We start from the raw sequence: 23,384 nt of genomic DNA, 5'->3' as shown, positions 1-23,384 counted from the left end.
GATTTGGGGACGACATGGCGATCAGCGAAACACTCCCGTCGGGCCTGGTGGTCAAGAACGGCCGCGACGTCTTCTTCGCGCTGGGCATCGTCTTCATCCTGGCTGTGCTGTTCCTGCCGATCCCGGCCTTCCTCATCGATATCGGCCTCGCCTTCTCGATCGCGCTCTCGGTGCTGATCCTGATGGTGGCGCTGTGGATCCAGCGGCCGCTCGACTTCTCGTCCTTCCCGACCGTGCTGCTGATCGCCACGATGCTGCGCCTGTCGCTCAACATCGCCACCACGCGCATGATCCTGTCGCACGGCAATGAGGGCACGCATGCCGCCGGCTATGTCATCTCGGGCTTCTCCAAGCTGGTGATGTCGAGCGACTTCGTCATCGGCCTCATCGTCTTCATGATCCTGATCGTGGTGAACTTCATCGTCATCACCAAGGGCGCGACCCGTATCGCCGAAGTCGGCGCGCGCTTCACCCTCGACGCCATCCCAGGCAAGCAGATGTCGATCGACGCCGACCTTTCCGCCGGCATGATCGACGAGAAGACGGCGCAGCTGCGCCGTCGCGAGCTGGAAGAGGAATCCTCCTTCTTCGGCTCGATGGACGGTGCCTCGAAATTCGTGCGCGGCGACGCCATCGCCGGCCTGATCATCACCGCCATCAACATCGTCGGCGGTATCGCCATCGGCTACCTGCGCCACGGCATGGGCCTCGGCCAGGCGGCCGACGTCTTCATCAAGCTGTCGGTCGGCGACGGTCTCGTCACCCAGATCCCCGCCCTCATCGTCTCGCTCGCCGCCGGCATGCTCGTCTCCAAGGGCGGCACGCGCGGCTCGGCCAACCAGGCGATATTCGGCCAGCTCGGCGCGCATCCGCGCGCGCTCTATGTCGCCTCCTCGCTGCTGGTCATCCTCGGCCTGATGCCCGGCCTGCCGCTGTTCCCCTTCTTCGCGCTTGCCGGCGGCATGGCCAGCCTCGGCTACATCATCCCGCTGCGACAGAACCGCGAGCACGCCGCTGCCGAAGCCCTGAAGACGCAGGAGAAGGCGAACAAGGTCGAGGAGGAGAAGAACTCGGTCAAGGCCTCGCTGGTCACCGCCGAGATCGAGCTTCTGATCGGCAAGCAGCTTTCGACCAGGTTGATGGTGGCGCACCAGGAACTGGTGTTCCGTATGTCGAAGATGCGCAAGAAATTCGCCCAGCAATATGGCTTCGTTGTGCCGGAGGTGCGCGTGGCCGACGACTTCGCCATCCCGCCGAAGAGCTACCAGATCAAGGTGCACGGGACGGTCGTCGCCGAATACCAGATGCGCGTCGGCGAGATCATGGTGCTGCTCGGCACGCGCGGCGTGCCGGAGATCCCCGGCGAGGAAATCCGCGAGCCGGCCTTCGGCATGCGCGCCTATTCGGTGCTCGAAACCTTCGCCGAGGACCTGAAGCGCGAGAACTTCACCTTCGCCGACAACATGTCGGTGCTGCTCACCCATCTCTCCGAGGTGATCCGCAACAATCTGCCACAGCTCCTGTCCTACAAGGACATGAAGGCGCTGCTGGAGCGGCTCGACCCTGAGTACCGCAAGCTCGCCGACGAGATATGCACCTCGCACATCTCCTATCCCGGCCTGCAGGCGGTGCTGAAGCTGCTGCTCGCCGAGCGCGTCTCGATCCGCAACCTGCATCTGATCATCGAGGCCATCGCCGAGATCGCGCCGCATGTGCGCCGCACCGAGCAGATCGTCGAGCATGTGCGCATCCGCATGGCGCAGCAGATCTGTGGCGACCTCTCCGAAGGCGGCACGCTCAAGGTGCTGCGGCTCGGCAACCGCTGGGACCTCGCCTTCCACCAGAGCCTCAAGCGCGACGCCAAGGGCGAGGTGCGCGAATTCGACATCGATCCGCGCCAGCTCGAGGAATTCGGCCAGGACGCCACCAAGGCGATCCGCAAGCATCTCGAGGCCGGCGAGCGCTTCGTGCTCGTCACCGCGCCCGACGCGCGCCCCTATGTGCGCATGATCATCGAGCGGCTGTTCACGACGCTGCCGGTGCTCAGCCATGTCGAGATCGCCAAGGGCGTCGAGATCAAGGTGCTCGGAACCATCTCGTGAACGCGCTCTCGCAAGGCGTCGTCATCGCCGCCTTCCTCGCCTTCTGCCGCATCGGCGCCTGCTTCATGCTGATGCCGGGCCTGTCGAGCGCCCGCGTGCCGCTGCAGATCAGGCTGTTCGTCTCGCTCGCAGCGACCGGCGGCCTGCTCGCTTTCCTGTGGGACCGCATCTACCCGTTCGTCGATCCGCGCCCACAGGTCCTGGCGCCGATGATCGTCTCCGAGTTGCTGGTCGGCGGCCTGATCGGCGCCATGACCAGGCTCTACATGGAGGCGCTGCGCTTCATGGGCTCCGCCATCGCCATGCTGATCGGCTATGGCGGCTCGGGCGGACCGGCGATCGAGGAACCGGAACCGCAGGCGGCCCTTGCCGCCATCATCTCGTTTTCAGCGCTGCTTCTGCTCTTCGTCTTCGACTTCGACCATGAGATCGTCAAGGCGCTGGTCGCCTCCTATCAGGTCGCCCCGGTCAACGTGTTCTTCAACCCGCAGGCGGCGCTGGTCGACGTCACCGACACCGTGTCGGACGCCTTCTTCCTGGTCATCCGCCTCGGCAGCCCTTTCATCGCCTATGCCATCCTGGTCAATCTGACGATCGGCTTCGTCAACAAGCTGACGCCGCAGATCCCGGTCTATTTCATCTCGCTGCCCTTCGTCATCGCCGGCGGCATGATCATCTTCTATTTCGCCGTCGGCACGCTGCTGTCGCTGTTCGTCGACGGCTTCGTCGACCTCACGCTGGCGAGATAGCCATGACCACGCGAAAAGACCGCCTGAAGAAACTGGTCAAGGTGCAGGAGCAGTTGAAGGCGCTGCACGAGACCCGCCACGCCGGCTTCCTCGCCGCCGCCGTCAAGGCCGAGGCGGAGGCCAGGGACCTGATCGAGCATTTCGAGACCGACGCTTCGCTGGGCTCCCTCTTTCCGGAAATCTATCATCGCCGCATCACCGGGGCGCTGGAACGCCAGAAAAAGAGCCTGGAAGATGCCAAGCAGGAAGCCGCGCTCATCGCCACCGCGACGGCGCGCACCAACATGGTCGAGCGCGCCTACAAGGACGTGCGTCGCCGCGACGAGCGCGAGCGCTCCGACCGCGAGCGGCTCGATCTCATCACGCAGAAGCGTTGGGAAGAGTGAGTGCAACGCGCCTCAGCGCTTCAGGCGTTGAGTTCGTCAGCTGCGGCGATCACTTCGGAAACGATCTCATAGACGTTTGCCGGCTCTGTCCGATGATTGACGAAGCAGGCACGCAGCGCAAAGTGACCGTTGATGCTGGCATTGGAGAGATACACGCGCCCACGTGCAATCACGCGCTGCAGGATGGCTTCGTTGCTTTTGACGCGATGGCGGAAGCACACGGCGCTAAGAGGCACCGGCGCGAGCAGTTCGAGTTCAGGACGTGCCCTGACAGCATCGGCGAGTAGCTGTGCGTGCAGCAGATCGCGCGAGATGGCCTCTCGATAGGCTTCGCGTCCGTGGTATTGCAGGGACAGCCAGAGCTTGAGGGCGCGAAACCGGCGGGAAAGCTCGATCGATTCCTCGAAGAAGGCGAACGCTTCGCCGGGGTCTTGGTTGAAGACCCTGACATAATCTCCGCTGTGGGAGAAGGTCTTCCGCGCGGCGTCGCGATCGCGATAAAGCAGGCAACCGCAGTCGATGGGTTGGTAGAGCCACTTGTGCGCGTCGAGGGAAATGGAGTCGGCCAGGTTCAGTCCTTCGAATTTTTCCGGGACCGCCAGCGCTGCCAAGACGCCGAAAGCACCGTCGACATGGAGCCAAATTCCTTCGGACTTCGCGATTTCCGCGATTTGCCGCAATGGATCGATTGCTCCGGTGGCCACCGCGCCCACACTGGCCACGATAGCCACCGGGGTGTTCCCGAACTTCCGGTCGCTGGCGATGGCGGCTTCGAGAGCATCGGTCCGCAAACGAAAATCCGCGTCGACTGGGATCAGCCGAAGATTGCTGCGGCCCAGGCCCAGCAGCGCAATGGCCTTGGGAATCGACATATGCACTTGTTCGGATGCGTAGACCACACCCGGCCGAGCCCCCTCCTCGTTGGCGGCCAGCGCCTTCTCCCGCGCGATCGCCAACCCCATCAGGTTGGCCATTGAACCGCCGCCGCACAGACTTCCGGCAAAACCGCCGCAGCCGATCGCCTCAGCGAGCCATCCGATCACCGCGCGCTCGATGGTGATTGCGGCGGGAGCCGAACGCCAGGACGTAGTGTTCTGGTTGAAAACCGATGTGAGAAAATCGCCGACGGCCCCCACCGGTTCACCAGAGCCGGCGACGTAGCCGAAGAAGCGGCCAGTGCATGGGCGGACGTGTTCGGCAATCACTCTGACGTCGTCCAGAACTTTGCTCCCTCGCCCCTCACCCGACCATGGCCGGTCGAAGAGGCGCGCCGTCTCAGACCCGCTGGTCGAGGGATAGGATGGCCGCTCCTCCAGCGAAGCCCAGTACTCGGCGGCGAAATTTGTGGCCTCCGACATGAAAGCCAGCAATTCGCGGTTGGAAATTTCGAGCGCGCGCATGCCCACATCCCCGCCCAAAGCTCAAGGCGCAGGTTAAGTCGTTAGCCCGGCTGCGACAAGGCTTAGGCTATGCCGGCACATCTCCAGATCAAACGATGGCAGGCGTGTCGCGCTTCAGAATCGTGTCGAGAAACTCGCCTTGAAGGCATTCTCCATCGCGCCGGAAGCGAATTGGCCGTCATAGCTGAAGCCGAGGCGGCTGGCGCCGCCGAGGTCGACATCGACGCCGGCCTACAGCGCCACCGCGTCGCGTGCGATCGGCACGCCGAACACGGTGAAGCCGTCGCCGTCGTCGAACGAAAGCCGCGCCGCCGGCGCATCCGCGAAGGCATGGCGCCAGCCGAGGCGCGCGCCTCGAAGCTCGTGCCGACGACGACGATCTTCTGCGAGACCCGCGCGCCAAGCGTGGTGAATGTGGCGTCGCTGCTGAAGCCGCCCGAAGACAGGGCCGCCGCGCCGCCGTCCTCGGCGAAGCCGTCGGTCGACAGATGGACATAGGCGAGATTGGCGAACGGATCGAGCTTGAGCGCGCCGAGATCGAAGGGGCGCGACGCCTCGCCGAACGCCTGCAGCGTGCTTGCGCCGTAGCTGGCACTCAGCTCATCGCTGAAGCCGACAAAGGCCGGGCTGCGGCTGGTGTCGATGTCGTGATGGCTGTAGCCGGCGCCGAACTTCAAGCGGACGCTGTCGATGGCGCCGCCGCCATAAGCGCCAAGATGCACGCTGGCGATGTCGGCGGAGGACGCTCGGTCGTCGATATCGGGCGAGGTGACGCTGATCCCGCCGAGGAAGCCGAGCGTCCAGCCGTCGCCGACGGCGGCGTCGATACCGGCGAAGAAGGCGCCCGTGTTGGCGTCGGCATCGGCGGCGTTGCCGTCGCTGTCGAGCGAGCGGGCAAGCCCGGCGCCCTGCATCCAGAACCCCCTGGCGCCGGGCTCGGCGACAGTGGCGGGCACATATGGACAGATGCGGACAATTCAGGACACGAGGACGCGCCGCACATCGCCACGGTCCGGTTCGGCTCGTGGATCGGCCTGCCGCGGCGCGATTTGACGGTGTAACGACGAATCGTCGCTGCTCTTTCGCCGGCTGCCGATCACGCCGCCGTCATCATCCGATATCGCAAGCCTGCCACAAGCTTGTTCAGTCATTGTGCAGATAACAAAACCGGCAAAGGGCGGACTTTCTTGGCCATTTCCCCACCCAGCGACATCGTCATGGACGTTGCCCGCGCAGCGGAGCCGGCCGATATCGAGGCCGCGCGGGCAGCACTCCTTAAGCGCGCGGGTGGTGCGCCAGGTGCATTCTCTGTCGGTCCCTCTGTAACGGTCGATGCCGGCTCCATTCTCTCGCGCGCCTCGGCCGACAAGGCGGAAGCCGCCAATCCGGCGAAGAAGTTCCAGCGCTTCGAGGCGATGGTGCTGACGACCTTCATCCAGAACATGATGCCCAAGGACACCGAGGGCGTTTACGGCAAGGGCCTGGCGGGCGACATGTGGAAGTCGCAGCTCGCCGAAAAGGTGGCCGATGTCATGGCCGCGCATGGCGGCATCGGCATCGCCAAATCGATGCTTGCCGACCACTATCTCGACGGCAAGCACAAGGTGCCGGTCGGCCCTGTTGCCGGCGGACCGCAGAAGACCGAGATCGACCAGCAGACCCGGCTTTCGACCTCGATGATCGAGGAGCTTGAGCGCAAAGCCGCACGGTCGATGACCGGCGACGACACAACCATAAAGACGGACATCAAGATCTAGGGACCTACATGGCCGACCAAACGGACCTTTCCAACCTTCCCGTACGCACCAACGCAATGGAGGCGCCCGCCGCCGCACGACCCGGCAACCTCGCCGCCATCATCGGCCGCATCGAAGAAGTCGTGGACGAGGAGACCGCCGGCATCCGCAGCGGAACGACGTATGACCTCAAGGCCTCGAACGCCCGCAAGAGCCGGTACCTCTACGAGCTGAACCGCGCCTTGAAGGGCGCCAACGAGATCGAATTCCTCGAGCAGCATAAAGAAGGCCTGCTGCGGCTGCGCCAGAAGCTGGCGAAGAACGAAGCGGCGATCCTTGCCCATCTCAACGCGGTCAACGAGGTCGCCACGCTTTTGAGGAACGCCATCCAGCGGGCCGATGCCGACGGCACCTATTCGGTTGGGGAGTTCGGAATGGCACGGGCCTGATCGAGATGATCGAGGCGCAAGGACGGACTGGGTGATTAAGTTTATCGCCGCCGCGCTGTGGATCTGCGCCGTGACGCTCGGCGCGGTCTTCTATTCCTTCCAGGCGGCCGGCCAGCGCGGCGCGGCCGAACCGCCGAAGCCGATGCTGGGCGGCCTCGACTACGTCAAGACCGACATGATCTCGGTGCCGCTGCTGCGCGACGGCACGATCGACGGCTATTTCCTCACCAAGCTGGTCTACACGGTGGAGCCGGAACAGATAAAGAAGCTGTCGGTCCCGGCGCAGGCGCTGATGACCGACCAGGTCTATTCATATCTCTATTCCAACCCGCAGATCGATTTCACCAAGAAGGAATCGATCGATCTCGATGCCTTTCGCAAGTCGATCCGCGATACCATCAACGCTCGGGTTGGCGTCGAGCTCGTGCACGAGGTGCTGATCGACCAGGTCAACTTCCTCTCCAAGGACGATATCCGCGACAACGCGCTCCGCCGCCGCAGGGGTGCCGGCGAGACCGCTTCAGCCATGACCAAGGCTTTCAAGGCCGAGCCGGAGCACTGATTGTCCGGCCAAGGTTCGGCGTGGATGCCCGAACTCCGCTTACCCGTGATGCGAGATGACGCATGTCGCTTGCGTTGACGTTAACGTCAACTCGAAGCTATATGCGCCGGTGACAGGCAACCGCGCGCAGGCGTGGCGCGCCTACCTCGCCCAGCGGCCAAGCGCCGGTGCGCGTCAACGCAACCAACGAGGAGAACCGCCATGGGCGTTCAGGAGATTGCCGACAAGATCAAGTCGCGCGTGGCAAGCGCCGGCTTCGAGCATTCCGTCAAGTTCGACACCGGCAGCGATGGCGTCATCGTCATCGACGGCGCGAGCGTCTCGACCATCGACGCGCCGACCGACTGCACCGTGAAGCTGTCGCTCGACGATCTGGATTCGCTGATTGCCGGCGACCTCAACCCGACCATGGCCTTCATGGCCGGCAAGCTGAAGGTCGAAGGCGACATGACCGTCGCCATGGCGCTCAGCCAGCTGCTCGGCTGACCTTTCGCAAAACAGCAACGCCGCCCGATGGGCGGCGTTCCTGTTTTTGTCGAACCTAAAGCATGTCTCCCGAAAGTGGGCCCGGTTTCGGGACAAAGACATGCTTAAAATCAAAAACTTAAAGCAGGTCGCGTGAATCCTTTTTCACGCGACCTGCTTTAGAGCAATTCCAGGAAAAGTGCGTAGCGGTTGGGCTCGGCGACTTCGCCGTGGCCTTCCGTCCGGAATTGCGTGAAACAAAGGCTTCAGGCGACGAAGCCCGGCGCTTGCCCCTTGAGCTTGCGGCCGGCGGCCTTGATCGTGCCATTGGCGCCACCCATCGCGCCGTCCTTCAGCTCCAGCGCCAGAAGCCGGTGCCGCTCATAGGGGCCGGGCATGGCGAGCGCTCCGGTGCGGTCGGCCGAGAAGCCGAACCGCCCGTAATAGGGCGCATCGCCGACGAGCAGGATCGCGCCGTGGCCGAGCCGCGCGGCTTCGGCAACCGCATGCCGCATCAGCGCTGAGCCGATGCCGCCGCTCTTCAATCCCGGCTCGACAGCGAGCGGGCCGAGCAGAAGCGCCGCCGGACCGCCCTCGCCCAGCCTCACATCCCACAGCCGCACCGTGCCGACGACCGCGCCCGAGACATCGCGGGCGACAAAGGCCAGGCCTTCCGAGGGCCGGCGGCCGCGCCGCAGCTTCTCGGACGACTTCTTCCTGCGTTTCGGCCCCATGGCGCGGTCGAGCAGCGCTTCGCGCGCCGCGACGTCGCCCGCGCCTTCGCCAAGGATGACGAAGGCCGGCGCCTGGGCGGCCCCCTCGTCCGGCGCGCCGCGCGAGCCAGCCTGTGCCCGGAGGGCAAGGGAGGGCGCCAGCACATTTTCAGGCGAAGTGGAAACCGGTTCGCCGTAAGAAAATGCGCCAAAGAGCACTGCCGTCGAGCCATTCTCCCCCGCGGAGAAAAGCTCAGCCGACGGTCCGGACGAGGGGGCAATTTCGGTGGCCGCAACGGCCGATTTGATCAGGTATTCCATGTCCGCGATCCTTCACGAGCGGAGATCTGTCCCACAAGCGAGCCAGGGCGGGCGACATGATCGCCCGCGCCGGATGATCTGAGCGGTCCTTGCGAACCGGTCAGATCACGTAGGATCGGAGAGGCTCGAAGCCGTTGAAGGCGACCGCCGAGTAGGTGGTCGTGTAGGCGCCGGTGCCTTCGATCAGCACCTCGTCGCCGATGGTCAGCGACAAGGGCAGCGGATAAGGCGTCTTCTCGTACATTACGTCGGCCGAATCGCAGGTCGGGCCGGCGAGCACGCAAGGCGCGGTCTCCGAGCCGTCATGGCGGGTGACCAGCGGATAGCGGATCGCCTCGTCCATGGTCTCGGCGAGACCGCCGAACTTGCCGATGTCGAGGAACACCCAGCGCACATTGTCGTTGTCGGCCTTCTTCGAGATCAGCACGACTTCCGACTTGATGACGCCGGCATTGCCGACCATGCCGCGGCCCGGCTCGATGATCGTCTCTGGCAGCGCGTTGCCGAAATGCTTTCGCAGCGCCGAGAAGATCGCCTGGCCATAGGCCTGGGCCACCGGCACGTCCTTCAGGTAACGGGTCGGGAAACCACCGCCCATATTGACCATCTTGAGCACGATGCCTTCCTCGGCGAGCGTCGCGAACACCTTCTTGGCGTCGCCCAGCGCGCGGTCCCAGGCCGTCAGGTCGGTCTGCTGCGAGCCGACATGGAACGACACGCCATAGGCGTCGAGGCCGAGGCCCTTGGCATGGCGCAGCACGTCGACGGCCATCGCCGGCACGCAGCCGAACTTGCGCGACAGCGGCCACTCGGCGCCTTCGCCGTCGGTCAGCACGCGGCAGAACACGCGCGAGCCGGGGGCGACGCGGGCGATCTTCTCGACCTCCTCGACGCAGTCGACGGCGAACAGGCGGATGCCGAGCTGGTAGGCGCGTGCGATGTCACGCTCCTTCTTGATGGTGTTGCCGAAGGAGATGCGATCGGCCGGCGCGCCGGCATCCATCGCCATCTCGACCTCGGCAACCGATGCGGTGTCGAAGGACGAGCCCATCGCAGCAAGCAGGCGCAGGATTTCCGGCGCCGGGTTTGCTTTCACCGCATAGTAGATCTTGGAATCGGGCAACGCCTTCTCGAAGGCGCGGAAATTGTCGCGCACGACATCGAGGTCGACGACGAGGCAGGGACCGTTCGGACGTCGGGTGGCGAGGAAGTCAAGGATGCGCTGGGTGGCCATCGGGGTCTCTCCATCACGCCTTTCGGCGCGCACAAGGGTGCGGACGCGGGCTGTCGGCCTCGCGAACACGCGGTCAAACAAAGGCGGGACAGAAATTCCATGGAACCAGCCGGTGGAGACCCCGGAACCATGAAACGCCGTCTCGCGGCGATGAACCTAGCCTTGCCCGGCTTCGGTTCGCTTTGTCTGCCTTGGCTTGGATTGGGAGAACCCCGTTCCGCACTGCCGGCAATGAAGGTGTGCCTCTTCAGTAACCCCGGTCTTTGGACAACCGGCAGAGAACCAGAAAGGCCCGCACCGTCGTTGCTTCAAGGTGTCCTCGGTCTTGTGGTTGGCCACTGACCGACTGGAGGGGTTGGCTCCAGTTACCTTACCGATTGCCCTCACCATTCGAGGATCGGCGGACACCCACAGGCACGTGCGACTTTGGGCAAGCGCGATATAGGAGCGAAGGGTTTCACAATCAATAAAAATCGTAAGCCCAGGTTGTAAAATTTCTGGCATCGAACAATGTTTGTCGCACCGTATCCGGAAATCGAACGATGCCAGGAACTCAAGGACCGCTGAACGCCTTCCTCGATCTGCGCCAAATGCCTGTGGCGAATGCGGAATTGGGTCCGCTCGCCGGCCTGCGCCTGGCTGTCAAGGATATCTATGACGTCGCCGGCTACCGAACCGGCTGCGGCAATCCGCAGAAGTTCGAGGAGGCGCATGCCGCCTCGCGCACGGCCGAGGCGGTGCAGACGATCCTCGATGCCGGCGCGCGGTTCGTCGGCAAGACCCAGACCGACGAGCTGGCCTTCTCGCTGTTCGGCCAGAACGCGCATTTCCCCTACCCGGTCAATCCCGCCGCGCCCGAGCGCGTCACCGGCGGCTCTTCCTCCGGCTCGGCGGCCGCGGTTGCCGGCGGGCTGGCGAACATCGCCACCGGCTCCGACACCGGCGGCTCGATCCGCGCGCCGGCGAGCTTCTGCGGCCTGATCGGACTGCGCACCACCCATGGCCGCATTCCGCTCGACGGCGCGATGAAGCTGGCATCGAGCTTCGACACCTTCGGCTGGTTCGCCGACGACATCGAGACCTATGAGACGGTCGGCAAACTTCTGCTCGGCCGCGATCCGCACCAGCACCCGCTCAACCGCCCGCTGTCGATCCGCTGGCTGGACGCCTTTGTCATGGGTCCGGCGGAAGCCGCCGAATATCAGCGCATGAAGGCGCTGGCCGCCGCCGTCATCGGCCAGCCCGCGGAGACCGAATACGCCTTCGCCTCGTTCCCCGACGAGCTTTACTGGTGCTTTCGCCGCTTGCAGGCCTTCGAGGCCTGGCGCGAGCATGGTCCCTGGATCTCGGCCGGCGGCCGCCTGAGCCCAGGCGTCGAGGAGCGTTTCGGCTTTGGCCGCACCATCGACGCCAAGGTGGCCGCCACCGAAGCCGCGCGCCGACTGGCGTTCCGGGCCGAACTCGGGGCGCTGCTCGGCAATAACGGCTTCCTGGTCCTGCCCACCGTTCCCGGCGCGGCGCCGCTCGCGGCCGGCACGCCGGAACAGTTCCAGGCCTATCGCGAACGGGCGCTGCATCTCTTGTGCCTCTCCGGCCTCTCGGGCTTTCCGCAGATCACCTTGCCGATCGGCGCGATAGACGGCGCACCCTTCGGCCTTTCGCTGCTCGGCCCTTCCGGCAGCGACGTTGCCCTGATACGGCTCGGCCGCAAGATTCTCGACGCGGCACGAAAGGTCTGACCATGGACACATTGACGCGCATGCGCGCCTTCATCGACGTGGTCGAGGCGGAAGGCTTTTCGGCCGCAGGGCGCAAGATCGGCCGCTCCAAGGCGCTGCTGTCGAAATATGTGCGCGAGCTGGAGGACGAGCTCGGCGCGCTGCTGCTCAACCGCACGACGCGCCAGTTCTCGCTGACCGAAGCCGGCCACACCTATTATCAGCGCGCCTCCGAGATCGTGCGCGAGGTCGACAGCCTCGCCGAGGCGGTGCGCCAGTCTTCCGGCGACGTTCGCGGCAGGATCAAGCTGTCGGCCGCCCGCACCTTCGCAGATGCGCCGATCGGTCAGTCGCTGGTCGACTTCGCCAGGCAGCATCCCGACATCGTGCTCGACATCCATCTCGACGACCGGTTCGTCGACTTAGTCGAGGAAGGTTTCGATCTTGCCGTGCGCATCTCGCGGCTGGAGAACTCCTCGCTCATCGCCAGGCGGCTGGCGCCGTTCTCGGTCAGGCTTTGCGCGTCGCCGGAGCTGATCGCCAAGCACGGCAAGCCCACGCGACCCCAGGATCTCGCCAACATGCCCTGCCTCGTCGACACCAACGGCCGCTCGCTGGCCAACTGGCGCTTCAAGGGCGAAGGCGAAGACTCCGTGAGCGTCGCCGTATCGGGCCCGATCGAGGTCAACAGCCCCATTGTGGCAAGAGCCGCAGCACTTTCCGGCCTGGGCTTCGCCATGCTGCCGGATTTCATCGCCGCCCCCGACGTCGCGTCCGGCAAGTTGGTCACCGCGCTCGACGACCGCATCCTGGCGGGCACCGGCATCTTCGCCGTCTACCCGCACCGGCGCTATCTGCCGGCCAAGGTGCGGGTGTTTGTCGACTTCCTGGCGCAGTGGTTCAAGACGCGCGATACGGGAGCCTGAGCAGGCGTCCCAATTTCGCCCCCTTTATGCTAACTCTCGGGCTCGCCCTCGAAGTCAATGGAATCGCGGCACGGAATGCATCTGAAACGGCAAGCCACCATGCTGGCTTCGGCCCTCGCGGCCACGTTCGCCTCGGTCGAGCAGGCCGAAGTGCACCCGCATGTATTTGCCGAAGCCCGGCTCGACGTCATCCTCAGCCAGGATCACCAAAGTGTGACGGCGCTGCGCCACCTTTGGCGCTTCGACGACCTGTTTTCGAGTACAGTGATGATGGAGTTCGACAAGAACTCCGATCTGAAACTTGACGACAAAGAGCTCAAGGAAGTGGCCGACACCGTCCATTCCTCGCTGGCCGAGTTCAACTACTTCCAGCTCGTCACCCAGGACGGTAAGGACGTGCCGATGGTGCCGCCGCCGCATCTGATGGCGAACTTCGACAACGACCAGCTGATCATCCTGTTCGAGTCGCAGCCGAAGGCACCGATCAAGCTGACGGGCAAGATCGACATCGGCGTCTACGATCCGACCTTCTACACGGCGATCGACTTCACCGACGACGCCAACCTCACCGTCGAAGGCCTGCCCTCGACCTGCACCAAGAAGGTCGTCCGGCCCGATCCGGACGAGGCGATCAAGGAAAACCAGAAGACCCTGACGGACGCGTTCTTCAACGATCCGACAGGCACCGACATGAGCAAGATCTTCGCCACCAAGCTCGAGTTGAACTGCTCGCCGGAAGGATGATTTGGTGATGAAACCGTCGCTGCGCGTAAGCAGGTTCCGCAAAAGTGTCCCACGGTTTTGCGATCGGAACCTGCGACAAGCAAGGGAATCTAAGCGGATATTCGTGGGGCATCCCACGAATATCCGCTTAGCGCTCGGCCTTTTGGCCACCACCCTGGTGATCACTCATTTGCCCGTCGTCGCGCACGCGCAAAGCTCGCTCGGCATCGGCACCAATGACGGCATGGCGCCGACCACCACCGGCCCGTTCGCCCACATCCTGATGTGGATCAATCTCAGGCAGCAGGAATTCTACCATTCGCTGGCGGCCGCGATGAAGGCGATGCGCCAGGACGGCAGCAAGCTCTGGCTGCTGATCGGGCTTTCCTTCGCCTATGGCATCTTCCACGCTGCCGGACCCGGCCACGGCAAGGCGGTGATCTCCTCCTACATGGTGGCCAACGAGGTGGCGCTGAGACGCGGCATCCTGCTCTCCTTCGTCTCGGCGCTGCTGCAGGGTCTGACGGCAGTGGTCGTCATGATGCTTGCCTATTTCGTGCTGCGGGGCACCGCGATCTCGATGACCGACGCGGCCTGGTTCCTCGAAATCTCCAGCTTTGTGCTGGTCACCTTGTTCGGTGCCTGGCTGCTGTGGCGCAAGCTCGGTCCGTCGGTGCTGCGCCTGTTCGGCAGAGCCCCTGCCTACAGCCTGTCGGCGGCCCATGCCGGCCATTCGCATGGTGGGCATTCGGGCCACTCGCATGCTCACGCGCATTCGCATGCGGGCCATTCGCACGCACATGCGCACGCCGCGCATTCCCTGCATGTGCATGACGATCATGATCATCATGACCATGCGCACGCCCACGATCATGGCGCGCATGAGCACCATCATCACGCCGCGCACGAGCACGCCCGCCACGACCATGGCCCGGGCGAAGTCTGCGAGACCTGCGGCCATTCGCATGCGCCGGACCCGGCAATGCTGTCGGGCGACCGCTTCGACTGGAAGACGGCCTGGTCGGCAGTCGCCGCCGTCGGCATCCGCCCCTGTTCCGGCGCGCTGATCGTGCTGAGCTTCGCGCTGCTCAACGGACTGTGGGTAGGTGGGCTGCTGTCGGTGCTGGCGATGTCGATCGGCACCGCGATCACGGTGTCGGCGCTGGCGACGATCGCAGTGACGGCCAAGAACTGGGCAGTCTATTTCGCCGGCGACGGACGCATCGGCAACCGCATCCACTCGATCGTCGAGATCGGCGGCGCCGCCTTCATTTTCATCGTCGGCCTGCTGCTTCTGTCGGCCAGCCTGTCGGGCGGCGTCTGAACCCTATCAGGCGATCTTGCCGCCCAGTTCGTCCTCGATATGAGCACGGATGATGTCGTCGAAATTCTTCTCGGCGGCAAAGCCGAGTTCCCTCGCCCGCCTGGCTTCGAACCGTGTCGGCCAGCCTTTGACGATCGCCCAGATGACCTCGTCGGGCTGCTCGCGGATCCGCTTCGCGACCTCGGCGCCGGCGATGCGCTCCAGCGCCTCGATCTGCTCGCCGACGGTGACGGCGACACCAGGCATTGTCAGGTTGCGGCGCGGACCGACCTTGTCGCCATCGATCTCGGCCGCATGGATGAGGAAATTCACCGCCGAGCGCGGGCTGGCATGGGTGTGCAGCACCGAGCGCGGCACCGGCAGGATCGCTTCCTGGCCGGCGAGCGGCTCGCGGATGATGCCGGAGAAGAAACTCGACGCCGCCTTGTTCGGCTTGCCGGGGCGCACGCAGATCGTCGGCAGCCGGATGCCGATGCCGTCGAAGAAGCCGCGCCGCGTATAGTCGGCGAGCAGCGCCTCGCTCATCTGCTTCTGCGTGCCGTATGAGGTGAGCGGCGTCGGATGGAATTCGTCCGGAATGACGTCCGGGAACGGCGCGCCGAACACGGCGATCGACGAGGTGAAGACCAGGCGCGGCGCGAACGCCGCCAGCCGCACGGCGTCGAACAGGGCGCGCGTGCCGTCGAGATTGACGCGGTAGCCGAGGTCGAAATTGGCCTCCGCCTCGCCAGACACGATGCCGGCCAGATGGAAGATCACATCCGGGCGCGGAGCCACGAGAGCCGCCATGGCCCCGGGTTCGGAAAGATCGCCGGTGTGGATCGACACATCGACACCCGCGAGCGCCGGCGCCTGCGGCGCCACGATGTCATGCAGGTCGAGCGCCGTTATCTTTTGCCCGCGCAGCGTCCCGTCCTTGGCCAGCCGGGCAATCAGCTTGCGGCCCACCATGCCGGCGGCACCGGTGATCAGAATTCTCATCTTCAGAGACCTTTCTTGCGCTGGCTGCGTCCGCGCAGCCACAGGACGACGAACAGCCCGACCATGAAGATCGCGGCGATGATGGCCGCCAGAACCGTCGATACCTTGCCAGCGGCCAGCATGATGGCCGGCAGGAAATAGGCGGCGAGGCCGAACACAAGCAGTATCACGGCGGCGGCGATCGCCGCGTTGCGGGTGTCACGATCCATCAACTGGCATTCTTCGTTTCGAGGCTGTTCGGCTTTGTCATCACGCAGCGATCAGTGATAGTGCCGGCGATCGCGCGGCGCATCGTGCGCGTGGTCATGATCGTGATCGTGATGGTGGTCGTGCTCGTCATGGCTGTCCGCGCATTGGCCAAATTCGGGTTCGACAGTGGCATGCTCGATGCCATGCTTGGCTGCAAGCCGTTTCTTGATGGCGCTCACCGCCATATGCGCGTCGACGCCGTCGTTGAGGCAAGCATGCAACGTCGCCATGTTGGAGGTGCCGTCGAGCGACCAGACATGCATATGGTGCACCTCGCGCACCCCCTTGACCGCGCCTTCGATATCCTTGGCGATCACATCGCGGTCGAGGCTTGCCGGCACGCCTTCGAGCAGCACATGCGCGGCCTCGCGCATCAGCGACCATGCCGTCGACAGGATGAGCAGCGAAACCAGCACCGACAGGATGGGATCGATCGGCGTCCAGCCTGTCGCCAGGATGATGATCGCGGCGACGATTGCCGCGGCCGACCCCAGCAGGTCGCCCAGCACATGCAGGATGGCGCCGCGCATGTTGAGGCTCTGGCGATCGCCGCCATGCAGTACGAAGAACGAGGCGATGTTGACCAGAAGGCCGGCGACCGCCACCACCAGCATCGGTCCGCCCAGCACCGGCGACGGGTGCAACAGCCGTCCCCAGGCTTCGTAGACGATCCACAGCGCGATGACGAAGATGGCGATGCCGTTGGTGTAGGCGACCAGCGTTTTCACCCGGCCGAAGCCATAGGTGAGACGACCGGTGGCGGGCCGCCCGGCGAGATGGAAGGCGTACCAGGCTAGGCCGAGCGCAATCGAATCGGCAAGCATATGGCCGGCATCCGCGAGCAGCGCCAGTGAGCCGGTGAGCAGACCGCCAAGCGCCTCAGCGACCATGAAGCCGCCGGTCAGGCAAGCCGCGATCAGCACCCGTTTCTTGTCGGTCGAGCCATGCACATGCCCGGCGCCATGGCTATGGCCGGCGGAACCGTGATCATGTGAACCGTGGTCATGCGCCATCGCCAAACTCCCTGTCACGCTCCGAATTCGGCGCGGAAATCCTCGAGGCGCCTCTTCTGGCCGCCTTCGCCATCGAAGTTTGCCGGATCGAGCCAGCCCTCATAGGCCTGGCGCAAGGCCGGCCATTCCTTGTCGATGATCGAATACCACGCCGTATCGCGGTTTTCACCCTTGACCACAAGATGCTGGCGGAAGATGCCTTCGAACCTGAAACCGAAGCGCTCGGCGGCGCGTTTCGAGGGCTCGTTGCGGTTGTTGCACTTCCACTCGTAGCGGCGGTAGCCGAGATCGTCGAAGAGATATTTCGCAAACAGGAACTGCGCCTCGGTCGCCGCCGGCTTGCGCGAGATCAGCGGCCCCCAATAGATGTTGCCGATTTCCCCGACGCCGTTGGCGGCGTCGATGCGCATCAGCGTCTGGCGCCCGGCGATCTTGCCGCTCGCCTTGTCGATGACGGTGAAGAACAGCGGATCCTCGCTGGCTTCGGCCTTGTCGAGCCAGGGCTGGAAGGCGGCGCGGGTTTCCGGCGGGTAATCGGGCAGCCAGGCGAAACGTCCGCCGACATCCGAGACGGAGGAGGCCTCGTAAAGGCCGTCGCCATGCTTGGCGGCGCTCAGCGGCTCGAGCCTGACGGTGCGTCCCTCGATTGCCTTGCGTTCCGGCCGCGGGCGCGGCTGCCAATTCATCAGATCTTCCGACACCTGCCACTCCAATCCGTTGACTTTTACCGGCAGACGGTCACAAAAACGCTCGCTCACAGAAAGAACCACAGGGACGGGAAAAATGCTCCACACGATCGCGGCCTTCGACCGTCTCGGTGAGGAAAATGCCTTCGCGGTGCTGGCGAGGGCCACCGCGCTGGCCCATCAGGGCCGCGACATCGTCAACCTCGGCATCGGCCAGCCCGACTTCAAGACGCCGCAGCACATCGTCGAGGCGGCGATCAAGGCGCTGCGCGACGGCCACCATGGCTACACGCCGGCCAACGGGCTTTTAGCCACCCGCGAGGCGGTTGTGCGCCGCACGCTGACCACCACCGGCGTCGAGGTGTCGCCCGAGAATGTGATGATCCTGCCGGGCGGCAAGCCGACGATGTTTGCCGCGATCCTGATGTTCGGCGAGGCGGGCGCCGAGATCCTCTATCCCGATCCCGGCTTTCCGATCTATCGCTCGATGATCGAGTTCACCGGCGCCACTCCGGTGCCGGTGTCGATCCGCGAGGAAAACGGCTTTGCCTTCTCGGCGGAGGAGACGCTGGCGCTGATCACGCCGAAGACCAGGCTGCTCATCCTCAACTCGCCCGCCAATCCGACCGGTGGCGTCACCCCGCGCAGCGAGATCGAGAAGCTGGTCAAGGGCCTGGAGAAGCACCCTCAGGTCGCCATCATGTCGGACGAGATCTACGACGTGATGACCTATGACGGCGAGACCCACTGCTCGCTGCTCAACTTCCCCCAAATCCGCGACAGGCTGATCGTGCTCAACGGCTGGTCGAAGACCTGGGCGATGACCGGCTGGCGCATGGGCTGGTCGATCTGGCCGAACGGCGACAAGGGCGCGCATCTCTACGACAAGGTGCGCAAGCTGGCGGTGAACTGCTGGTCCTGCGTCAACGCGCCGAGCCAGTTTGCCGGCATCGCCGCGATCGACGGCCCGCAGGACGATGTCGAGAAGATGATGCGCGCCTTCGACAACCGCCGCAGGATCGTGGTCGAGGGGCTGAACGCGCTGCCCGGCATTTCCTGCATCACGCCGAAGGGCGCCTTCTATGCCTTCCCCAACGTCTCGAAGACCGGCTGGAAGGCCAAGAAGCTTGCATCGGCGCTGTTGGAGGATGCCGGCGTGGCGCTCATCGGCGGCCCCGATTTCGGCGTGCTCGGCGAAGGCTATATCCGGCTTTCCTACGCCAATTCCGAGGAAAATATCCTGCGCGCACTGGAACGGATCGAGGCGTTCCTGAAGAAGTGACCCCCATCCTCCGGGTGAGGGAACTCGCGTTCATCCGCGCCCGACGAACGGCATCTTCGTCGCCATCACCGTCATGAACAGCACATTGGCGTCGAGCGGCAGGCTCGCCATGTGCAGCACCGCATCGGCGACGCGCTGCACATCCATCACCGCTTCGGCGGCGATCGAGCCATTGGCCTGCGGCACGCCGACCGTCATCGGCTGCGCCATCTCGGTCAGCGCGTTGCCGATGTCGATCTGGCCGCAGGCGATGTCGAAAGGCCGGCCGTCGAGCGCCAGCGTCTTGGTCAGCCCGGTGATCGCATGCTTGGTCGCCGTATAGGGAACCGAGCCCGGGCGCGGCGCATAGGCCGACACCGAGCCGTTGTTGATGATGCGGCCGCCCATCGGCTTCTGCCGGCGCATGGCGCCGAAGGCCGCGCGCGCGCACAGGAACGAGCCGGTGAGGTTGACGCCGACGACGTCGTTCCAGACCTCGACCGGGATCTCGTCGATCATCGTCGACTTGTAGCCCATGCCGGCATTGTTGAAGAGCAGGTCGACGCGGCCGAAGGCTTCGAGCACGGTCTCGAACATGTCGTCCACCTGGTCGGCCTTGCCAATGTCGCAGGCGACGGCCAATGCCTTGGCTTGCGTCTTCCCGGCTTCCGCGATCGCCTCTTCCAGCACCGTCTTGCGGCGGCCGCAGAACACCGTGTTCCAGCCTGCCTTGAGCAGCGCCGTCGCCACGCTCTTGCCGATGCCGGTGCCGGCGCCGGTAACGATGGCGGTCTTCTCTGCTATGGCTGTCATCGCCGTCCTCCTCCCGGTCATGGATGGAAAGACGTGGCATCGCAAATGCCGGGGATCATGGCAAGCCGCTATTGGCGGATAAGGACATGCCAACAAAAAGGGCGGCCATTAGCGACCGCCCCGATCTGAACCGCGCTTGGGAGGAGGAAAAGCCGGTCCGACTGATTAGAATGATGCGCTTGCTGGGTTAACGAGAAGTTAACGGCAACCGCATCCGCTAACCCTGCTCACCAGGGCGAGCTTCCCGCAGGCACTTTGGCCGCCGAAACCGTCGCCTCGACATGATCGACCAGGGCGTCCGGCAGGCCGAGCCGGCCGGCAAGCAGGTCGAGATAGCCGCGCTCGGCGCGCGTGTCGGGATCGATGGTCAGCCGCGAGGCGGTGTAGAGCTCGAGCTTCTGCGCATCGGTCTTGGCGCCGGCGACCAGCGTGTCGAGATCGAGCGGGCTTTCCAGCTCGGCGAGCAGGAACTTTTCCGCTTCGGCGCCAATGCCGGCGAGCTTGAGCTTATCGGCGATCTTCTTGCGCTCGTCGTCGTCGACATGCCCGTCGGCCTTCGCCGCCGAGATCATCGCCCTGACCAGCGTCAGCGTGAACTCGGCCTCGCCCTGCGGCGCCTGCGAGGGGTGGAAGGCGGTGTCGGCGGGCGGCGGCAGCAGTTCCGGCTCGCTTGCGGCCGGCGCCTGCGCCGGCTCCTTGCCGGCCTTGTAGTTCTGATAGGCCTTGTAGGCGAGGCCGCCGATCGCAGCCAGGCCGCCGAGCTTGACGGCCGCGCCGGTTACCTGCCGGCCGGTGCCGGTGCCGAGCAGCACGGCGGCAAGCGCGCCGGCTGCCAGCGGATTGTCCTTCGCCATCTGCACCGCCTGCCCGGCCTTGTCGCGGACGGTCGAGCCGGTCCCAGGGATTTGCGAGCCGAGAAGATCGTCGAGCAGCTTCTTGGGGTCGAGCATCAATGCCTCCAGAATTGGCCCGGCCGAATGCGCGCGGGCAAGGTGTCGGACCGGCAAGAGGTAGGCCCCGCGTTTTGACATTACAATGACGGGACGGCCTTTTTGCCCGCGCGGTGCCGCTGTCGGGGCGGGTTCGTCGTGTGTCGAAACGGTGGAATGCATCGAGTAGGATCACGCCGGTTTCGGAGAGGAGCGAGTGGATGACGAGTGCAGAAAACCGCGAGCCGGCGCGCGATCCGCAGGATCTCGAGCGTCTGCTGATCGATCGGCAATGGGCCGGCGACATCGAGGGCATGCTGGCGCTGTTCGAGCCCGACGCCGTCGTCGACAGCAGCGATGACGGGCCGGTTCGCGGCCGGCACGCCATCCGCGCGCTGTTCGAACAGGGCATCGCCGCGGGTCGCAAATTCCAGCGCGGCGAGCAGCGCCCTGCCCTCGTCAACGGCGACCTGGCGCTGACGTCGACGAAGCTTCCCGACGGCAGCATAACCAGCGAGGTCGCCCGCCGTCAGAGCGACGGAACATGGCTTTGGGCGATCGATCGTTATTCGGTGGAGTTCTAACTGCCTATATGGCGCTTGCCGCCGCGCGCTTGCGCCAGCTCCACCTGGCGATGGCGTTCGGCATAGCGTTCTCGATCCTCGTCGGAGCGCATTTCAAAACAATGCGGGCATGAAACGCCGATCGCGTATTTCGACGACAGCCGGTCCTCGACCGTCAGCGGGTGCCGACAGGCGCGGCAGAGCTCCGCTTCACCCTCGGCCAGGCCATGCGAGACGGACACCCGCTCGTCGAAGACGAAACATTCGCCTTGCCACAGGCTCTCATCGGCAGGGACGTCTTCCAGGTACTTCAGGATGCCGCCCTTGAGATGGAAGACGTTTTTGAGGCCGAGCGACTTCACATAGGCCGTTGCCTTCTCGCAGCGAATGCCGCCGGTGCAGAACATCGCCACCTTGCGGCCCTCAAGCTCTTCACGGTGCTGCTCGATCCAGGCGGGGAATTCGCGAAAGCTGGTGGTCTTGGGATCGACCGCGCCCTTGAAGGTGCCGAGCGAAACCTCATAGGCGTTGCGCGTGTCGATCACCAAGGTATCCGCATCGGAAATCAGCGCGTTCCAGTCGGCCGGCGCGACATAGGTGCCCGCGCTCGCCGCCGGATCGATGTCCTCGACGCCCATGGTCACGATCTCGCGCTTCAACCGTACCTTCATGCGGTGGAACGGCATTTCGGCGGCGCTGCTGTATTTGACGTCCAGCCCGGCAAGGCCTTCGATGGCCTGCAGATGGTCGACGAGAGCGGCAATCGCCCCTTCGCTGCCGGCGACGGTGCCGTTGATGCCTTCATGCGCCAGAAGCAGCGTGCCCTTGATGCCGCGCCCGCAACAGAAGGCCGCGAGTGGCGCGCGCAGGGCCTCGTATCCGTCGAGCCGGGCAAACTTATAGAGCGCGGCGACGCAGACGGGCTGAATTTCCTTGGCTATTGTCATGGCAATGCCACTAGACCGTGGTGAAAGCCGTTTCAAGGCAGACGACGCCGGCACATCACGACGTGACATCACGACACGCCGCCCTTCGTGGACTTGGCATATCCCTTCTGCTAATCGGTTTAAAGTGATCGAAATGGAGACCAGCACATGACCAGCAAGACCGAAAAGCTCCTGTCGCTTCTCAATGGTCAGCCGGTTATCCCGGTGCTCAAAATCGCCAATGTTGCCGATGCCGTACCACTTGCTCGCGCGCTTTCGCGCGGCGGCCTGCCGGCGATCGAGATCACGCTGCGCACCGCCGACGCCCTGGAAGCGATCCGCCGCGTTGCCGCCGAAGTCGAGGACGCGGTCGTCGGCGCCGGCACCATCCTCGACGCCAGGCAGTTCGACGAGGCAGCCCGCGCCGGCTCGAAATTCATCGTCAGCCCCGGCATCACCAGCCAGCTTCTCGACGCGGCCAAGGACAGTCCCGTGCCGCTGCTGCCCGGCGCCATCACGCCCGGCGAGATCATGGCCGCGCGCGAAGCCGGCTTGCGCTTCCTGAAGTTCTTCCCGGCCGAGCAGTCCGGCGGCATCGCTTCGCTGAAGGCTTTCGCCTCGCCGCTGGCGGATGTGAAATTCTGCCCGACCGGCGGCATAACCGCCAAGAACGCCGCCGATTATCTGAGCCTGCCCAACGTGATCTGCGTCGGCGGCTCCTGGGTCGCGCCCGACGATCTCATCAAGGCCGGCAAGTGGGACGAGATCGAAGCGCTGGCGCGTGAGGCGAGCAAGCTCAAGAAGTAATCGGCGCCTTCACCAGGGCAGCGAGAGCGTTCTCGTCGAAGTATCGGTCGGTGCGTCGCCCCCGCGCCGCCAAGCGGCAGCCTTTCCCGTTTCACGACCCTGTGTGATCGCGTGCTGGTGGTGGAATCCGTATTCGCCGACTGGTTCCCGCTCATGGATTCGAACCACGATTCACGCCTTCAAAGGGCGCTGTCCTACCATTAGAGCGGGATGGGATTACCACCGGTCATATCCAGAGTTTGCGAAGTAGTTTGAGCACTCGATCGGTGTGACACCGTTGAGGATCTGTCCGATCGCCTGGCAGACGGTTTCGACCGTGCGACTTGCGGCCTTTCTGAGCCAGTGCTT

The 23,384-nt window shown here is 64.6% G+C and carries 25 protein-coding genes; 14 read left to right on the top strand and 11 right to left on the bottom strand.

Going from position 1 to position 23,384, the window contains the following annotated elements; genetic code table 11:
* The first annotated feature begins 14 nt into the window (after positions 1–14).
* Genes flhA through AC0YKC_RS10225 form a run of 3 tightly spaced genes read left to right on the top strand, consistent with a single transcriptional unit; the run spans position 15 to position 3,237 of the window.
* Positions 15–2,102 (top strand): flagellar biosynthesis protein FlhA, encoded by a 2,088-nt coding sequence (flhA, locus tag AC0YKC_RS10235; RefSeq protein WP_320293154.1) that lies wholly within the window; start codon positions 15–17, stop codon positions 2,100–2,102.
* Positions 2,099–2,851 (top strand): flagellar biosynthetic protein FliR, encoded by a 753-nt coding sequence (fliR, locus tag AC0YKC_RS10230; RefSeq protein ID WP_320293153.1) that lies wholly within the window; start codon positions 2,099–2,101, stop codon positions 2,849–2,851. The genes flhA and fliR overlap by 4 nt, the downstream gene beginning before the upstream one ends.
* 2 nt (positions 2,852–2,853) lie before the next feature.
* Positions 2,854–3,237 carry a hypothetical protein gene (locus AC0YKC_RS10225; protein WP_434723866.1) on the top strand — a complete coding sequence of 128 codons (384 nt, stop codon included), beginning with the start codon at positions 2,854–2,856 and terminating at the stop codon, positions 3,235–3,237.
* Between the two features lie 20 nt (positions 3,238–3,257).
* On the opposite strand, the gene AC0YKC_RS10220 is transcribed toward AC0YKC_RS10225, so the two are convergent.
* Positions 3,258–4,637 carry a pyridoxal phosphate-dependent decarboxylase family protein gene (locus AC0YKC_RS10220; protein ID WP_320293151.1) on the bottom strand — a complete coding sequence of 460 codons (1,380 nt, stop codon included), beginning with the start codon at positions 4,635–4,637 and terminating at the stop codon, positions 3,258–3,260.
* Between the two features lie 62 nt (positions 4,638–4,699).
* On the bottom strand, positions 4,700–5,593 hold the full coding sequence (locus AC0YKC_RS10215) for an autotransporter outer membrane beta-barrel domain-containing protein (protein WP_488510983.1): 894 nt from the start codon (positions 5,591–5,593) through the stop codon (positions 4,700–4,702).
* A gap of 261 nt (positions 5,594–5,854) precedes the next feature.
* Here AC0YKC_RS10215 and AC0YKC_RS10210 point away from each other — a divergent pair, with 261 nt between their 5' ends.
* The 4 genes from AC0YKC_RS10210 to AC0YKC_RS10195 all read left to right on the top strand — a co-directional run bounded on the left by AC0YKC_RS10210 (position 5,855) and on the right by AC0YKC_RS10195 (position 7,870).
* Positions 5,855–6,394, top strand: a complete 540-nt coding sequence (locus AC0YKC_RS10210; protein ID WP_430699213.1) for a rod-binding protein — start codon at positions 5,855–5,857, stop codon at positions 6,392–6,394.
* An 8-nt stretch (positions 6,395–6,402) separates the two neighbouring features.
* Positions 6,403–6,822 (top strand): hypothetical protein, encoded by a 420-nt coding sequence (locus tag AC0YKC_RS10205; RefSeq protein WP_320293148.1) that lies wholly within the window; start codon positions 6,403–6,405, stop codon positions 6,820–6,822.
* Between the two features lie 31 nt (positions 6,823–6,853).
* The gene (locus AC0YKC_RS10200; RefSeq protein ID WP_320293147.1) at positions 6,854–7,384 is read left to right on the top strand and encodes a hypothetical protein; all 531 of its coding nucleotides are present in this window, start codon (positions 6,854–6,856) and stop codon (positions 7,382–7,384) included.
* Between the two features lie 201 nt (positions 7,385–7,585).
* Entirely contained in the window at positions 7,586–7,870 is a 285-nt protein-coding gene (locus tag AC0YKC_RS10195; RefSeq protein WP_320293146.1) for an SCP2 sterol-binding domain-containing protein, read from the top strand.
* A 245-nt stretch (positions 7,871–8,115) separates the two neighbouring features.
* Here AC0YKC_RS10195 and AC0YKC_RS10190 read toward each other — a convergent pair whose 3' ends face one another.
* Positions 8,116–8,640: a GNAT family N-acetyltransferase gene (locus AC0YKC_RS10190; protein WP_488511140.1), complete on the bottom strand. Its 525-nt coding sequence runs from the start codon at positions 8,638–8,640 to the stop codon at positions 8,116–8,118.
* A 343-nt stretch (positions 8,641–8,983) separates the two neighbouring features.
* The gene (gene odc2 / locus AC0YKC_RS10185; RefSeq protein ID WP_095817118.1) at positions 8,984–10,117 is read right to left on the bottom strand and encodes an ornithine/lysine decarboxylase; all 1,134 of its coding nucleotides are present in this window, start codon (positions 10,115–10,117) and stop codon (positions 8,984–8,986) included.
* 542 nt (positions 10,118–10,659) lie between these two features.
* Here odc2 and AC0YKC_RS10180 point away from each other — a divergent pair.
* The 4 genes from AC0YKC_RS10180 to AC0YKC_RS10165 all read left to right on the top strand — a co-directional run bounded on the left by AC0YKC_RS10180 (position 10,660) and on the right by AC0YKC_RS10165 (position 14,808).
* Positions 10,660–11,856 carry an amidase gene (locus tag AC0YKC_RS10180; RefSeq protein WP_488510982.1) on the top strand — a complete coding sequence of 399 codons (1,197 nt, stop codon included), beginning with the start codon at positions 10,660–10,662 and terminating at the stop codon, positions 11,854–11,856.
* Between the two features lie 2 nt (positions 11,857–11,858).
* Entirely contained in the window at positions 11,859–12,761 is a 903-nt protein-coding gene (locus tag AC0YKC_RS10175; protein WP_320293143.1) for a LysR family transcriptional regulator, read from the top strand.
* Positions 12,762–12,836: 75 nt separating this feature from the next.
* Entirely contained in the window at positions 12,837–13,505 is a 669-nt protein-coding gene (locus AC0YKC_RS10170) for a DUF1007 family protein (RefSeq protein WP_320293142.1), read from the top strand.
* Positions 13,506–13,608: 103 nt separating this feature from the next.
* Positions 13,609–14,808, top strand: a complete 1,200-nt coding sequence (locus tag AC0YKC_RS10165; RefSeq protein WP_488510981.1) for a nickel/cobalt transporter — start codon at positions 13,609–13,611, stop codon at positions 14,806–14,808.
* Between the two features lie 6 nt (positions 14,809–14,814).
* Here the strand turns inward: AC0YKC_RS10165 and denD are convergent, their stop codons facing one another.
* The 4 genes from denD to AC0YKC_RS10145 are packed head-to-tail and all read right to left on the bottom strand — an operon-like array spanning position 14,815 to position 17,752.
* Entirely contained in the window at positions 14,815–15,789 is a 975-nt protein-coding gene (gene denD / locus AC0YKC_RS10160) for a D-erythronate dehydrogenase (RefSeq protein ID WP_488510980.1), read from the bottom strand.
* Between the two features lie 2 nt (positions 15,790–15,791).
* A complete protein-coding gene (locus AC0YKC_RS10155; RefSeq protein WP_320293139.1) occupies positions 15,792–15,998 on the bottom strand; it encodes a hypothetical protein in 207 nt (68 codons plus the stop codon).
* Between the two features lie 51 nt (positions 15,999–16,049).
* Positions 16,050–17,051: a cation diffusion facilitator family transporter gene (locus AC0YKC_RS10150; RefSeq protein WP_488510979.1), complete on the bottom strand. Its 1,002-nt coding sequence runs from the start codon at positions 17,049–17,051 to the stop codon at positions 16,050–16,052.
* 14 nt (positions 17,052–17,065) lie between these two features.
* Positions 17,066–17,752 (bottom strand): GNAT family N-acetyltransferase, encoded by a 687-nt coding sequence (locus tag AC0YKC_RS10145; protein ID WP_488510978.1) that lies wholly within the window; start codon positions 17,750–17,752, stop codon positions 17,066–17,068.
* An 82-nt stretch (positions 17,753–17,834) separates the two neighbouring features.
* Between AC0YKC_RS10145 and AC0YKC_RS10140 the strand changes: the two genes are divergently transcribed.
* The gene (locus tag AC0YKC_RS10140) at positions 17,835–19,019 is read left to right on the top strand and encodes a pyridoxal phosphate-dependent aminotransferase (protein ID WP_488510977.1); all 1,185 of its coding nucleotides are present in this window, start codon (positions 17,835–17,837) and stop codon (positions 19,017–19,019) included.
* Positions 19,020–19,049: 30 nt separating this feature from the next.
* Here AC0YKC_RS10140 and AC0YKC_RS10135 read toward each other — a convergent pair whose 3' ends face one another.
* Together AC0YKC_RS10135 and AC0YKC_RS10130 are read right to left on the bottom strand one after the other, a co-directional pair.
* Complete coding sequence (locus AC0YKC_RS10135) at positions 19,050–19,811, bottom strand: SDR family oxidoreductase (protein WP_434723872.1); 762 nt, start codon at positions 19,809–19,811, stop codon at positions 19,050–19,052.
* A 227-nt stretch (positions 19,812–20,038) separates the two neighbouring features.
* On the bottom strand, positions 20,039–20,761 hold the full coding sequence (locus AC0YKC_RS10130) for a tellurite resistance TerB family protein (RefSeq protein WP_488510976.1): 723 nt from the start codon (positions 20,759–20,761) through the stop codon (positions 20,039–20,041).
* 200 nt (positions 20,762–20,961) lie between these two features.
* Between AC0YKC_RS10130 and AC0YKC_RS10125 the strand changes: the two genes are divergently transcribed.
* Positions 20,962–21,324: a YybH family protein gene (locus AC0YKC_RS10125; RefSeq protein ID WP_488510975.1), complete on the top strand. Its 363-nt coding sequence runs from the start codon at positions 20,962–20,964 to the stop codon at positions 21,322–21,324.
* Here AC0YKC_RS10125 and trhO read toward each other — a convergent pair.
* Positions 21,321–22,250, bottom strand: a complete 930-nt coding sequence (gene trhO / locus AC0YKC_RS10120) for an oxygen-dependent tRNA uridine(34) hydroxylase TrhO (RefSeq protein WP_320293132.1) — start codon at positions 22,248–22,250, stop codon at positions 21,321–21,323. The two genes, AC0YKC_RS10125 and trhO, sit on opposite strands and share 4 nt — an antisense overlap.
* Positions 22,251–22,397: 147 nt before the next feature.
* On the opposite strand from trhO, the gene AC0YKC_RS10115 reads away from it, so the two are divergent.
* On the top strand, positions 22,398–23,036 hold the full coding sequence (locus AC0YKC_RS10115; protein WP_320293131.1) for a 2-dehydro-3-deoxy-phosphogluconate aldolase: 639 nt from the start codon (positions 22,398–22,400) through the stop codon (positions 23,034–23,036).
* Positions 23,037–23,384 lie beyond the last annotated feature (348 nt).

The organism is Mesorhizobium sp. CNPSo 4661 (assembly GCF_057784215.1).
Note: the sequence above shows the minus strand (reverse complement) of the source record. Positions and strands in the feature narration are given on the sequence as shown.

Excerpts from the sequence above, each read along its gene's own strand:
- trhO (WP_320293132.1), bottom strand. The coding sequence starts at position 22,250 with ATGACAATAGCCAAGGAAATTCAGCCCGTCTGCGTCGCCGCGCTCTAT.
- AC0YKC_RS10155 (WP_320293139.1), bottom strand. The coding sequence starts at position 15,998 with ATGGATCGTGACACCCGCAACGCGGCGATCGCCGCCGCCGTGATACTG.
- AC0YKC_RS10205 (WP_320293148.1), top strand. The coding sequence starts at position 6,403 with ATGGCCGACCAAACGGACCTTTCCAACCTTCCCGTACGCACCAACGCA.
- flhA (WP_320293154.1), top strand. The coding sequence starts at position 15 with ATGGCGATCAGCGAAACACTCCCGTCGGGCCTGGTGGTCAAGAACGGC.
- AC0YKC_RS10135 (WP_434723872.1), bottom strand. The coding sequence starts at position 19,811 with ATGACAGCCATAGCAGAGAAGACCGCCATCGTTACCGGCGCCGGCACC.
- AC0YKC_RS10195 (WP_320293146.1), top strand. The coding sequence starts at position 7,586 with ATGGGCGTTCAGGAGATTGCCGACAAGATCAAGTCGCGCGTGGCAAGC.
- AC0YKC_RS10125 (WP_488510975.1), top strand. The coding sequence starts at position 20,962 with ATGACGAGTGCAGAAAACCGCGAGCCGGCGCGCGATCCGCAGGATCTC.
- AC0YKC_RS10140 (WP_488510977.1), top strand. The coding sequence starts at position 17,835 with ATGCTCCACACGATCGCGGCCTTCGACCGTCTCGGTGAGGAAAATGCC.
- AC0YKC_RS10130 (WP_488510976.1), bottom strand. The coding sequence starts at position 20,761 with ATGCTCGACCCCAAGAAGCTGCTCGACGATCTTCTCGGCTCGCAAATC.
- AC0YKC_RS10220 (WP_320293151.1), bottom strand. The coding sequence starts at position 4,637 with ATGCGCGCGCTCGAAATTTCCAACCGCGAATTGCTGGCTTTCATGTCG.
- AC0YKC_RS10170 (WP_320293142.1), top strand. The coding sequence starts at position 12,837 with ATGCATCTGAAACGGCAAGCCACCATGCTGGCTTCGGCCCTCGCGGCC.
- AC0YKC_RS10180 (WP_488510982.1), top strand. The coding sequence starts at position 10,660 with ATGCCAGGAACTCAAGGACCGCTGAACGCCTTCCTCGATCTGCGCCAA.
- AC0YKC_RS10175 (WP_320293143.1), top strand. The coding sequence starts at position 11,859 with ATGGACACATTGACGCGCATGCGCGCCTTCATCGACGTGGTCGAGGCG.
- odc2 (WP_095817118.1), bottom strand. The coding sequence starts at position 10,117 with ATGGCCACCCAGCGCATCCTTGACTTCCTCGCCACCCGACGTCCGAAC.
- denD (WP_488510980.1), bottom strand. The coding sequence starts at position 15,789 with ATGAGAATTCTGATCACCGGTGCCGCCGGCATGGTGGGCCGCAAGCTG.
- AC0YKC_RS10115 (WP_320293131.1), top strand. The coding sequence starts at position 22,398 with ATGACCAGCAAGACCGAAAAGCTCCTGTCGCTTCTCAATGGTCAGCCG.
- AC0YKC_RS10225 (WP_434723866.1), top strand. The coding sequence starts at position 2,854 with ATGACCACGCGAAAAGACCGCCTGAAGAAACTGGTCAAGGTGCAGGAG.
- AC0YKC_RS10150 (WP_488510979.1), bottom strand. The coding sequence starts at position 17,051 with ATGGCGCATGACCACGGTTCACATGATCACGGTTCCGCCGGCCATAGC.
- AC0YKC_RS10210 (WP_430699213.1), top strand. The coding sequence starts at position 5,855 with ATGGACGTTGCCCGCGCAGCGGAGCCGGCCGATATCGAGGCCGCGCGG.